The organism is Novosphingobium sp. TCA1 (genome assembly GCF_009811895.1).
GTDB classification, from domain to species: domain Bacteria; phylum Pseudomonadota; class Alphaproteobacteria; order Sphingomonadales; family Sphingomonadaceae; genus Novosphingobium; species Novosphingobium panipatense_A.
In genome coordinates, this window is sequence record NZ_BLJH01000118.1 from 1 (window position 1) to 1,005 (window position 1,005).

Genomic DNA, 1,005 nt, shown 5'->3' on the forward strand with positions numbered 1-1,005 from the left:
TGCACCGACAGCGACCCGCAAACCCGCATCATCAACGGCGTGCCGGTAACGCAGCCCTGCTGGGCGTGGCAGACGAATTATACCTGCAACGAGATCACGCAGGGCAACGACTGCGGCGAGCTCGATGACAAGCCCGAATGCAGCTACGTCCGCGACGAGTGCATCGATGACGAGGACGATCCCGATTACACCCCTGGCGCCTGCAAGGTCAGCCAGAAGGTGTATCGCTGCCCGGTCCCGACAACGCCGGGCAACGATCCCAAGCAATATGTCTGCGGCAACGACGTCTACTGCATAAACGGGGATTGCGAGACGATCGAGCGCGAGGCTTCGACCGAGTTCAAGGATGCGCTGGTTGCGCTGCATGCGCTGGGCCAGGCCGGGGAGGAGTTCGACGAAGAGAACTTCACCGTCTTCTCCGGGACACGCGAAACCTGCCACAAGCCGGTTTTCGGTTTGGTCAATTGCTGCGCCGGCAAGACCTCGGGCTTACTGACCGCTGGCGCCGGTGCTGCTGCCATTGCCGGTGGCCCGACCGCGATCGCCGCGCTCGCAACCCCGTTCCTCACCATGTTCCTGTGCTCGAGCGAGGAGAAGATGCTCGACATCAAGGATCGCATGGGTTTCTGCCACAAGGTCGGCACCTATTGCTCCTCGAGCGTCCTCGGGATCTGCAAGACCAAGCGAACGGCCTATTGCTGCTTTGAGAGCAAGCTCTCTCGCATCCTTCAGGAGCAGGGCCGCCCCCAGCTGAACAAGCCATGGGGCAAGCCCAAGAAGGAGCAGTGCGAGGGTTTCACCATCGACGAGTTTTCGCGCCTCGATCTGTCCGTCATGGACTTCACCGAGGTTTATTCCGAGTTCGTGGACGCCGCCAAGCTGCCAGACGAAGTCAGCACGCTCAGCGAAATCCAGGACAAGATCCAGGACTACTATGACATCCACACCAGCCAATGACGCCGGCGGCGCTGGCACCTGCGTGCCATGCCTGATCGATATGAGCGT

The 1,005-nt window shown here is 61.0% G+C and carries 1 protein-coding gene; it reads left to right on the forward strand.

Going from position 1 to position 1,005, the window contains the following annotated elements:
- Window positions 1-957, forward strand: a 957-nt coding sequence (locus tag NTCA1_RS28315) for a conjugal transfer protein TraN (protein WP_159832503.1), incomplete at its 5' end; no start/stop codon positions are given.
- Between the last annotated feature and the right edge of the window lie 48 nt (window positions 958-1,005).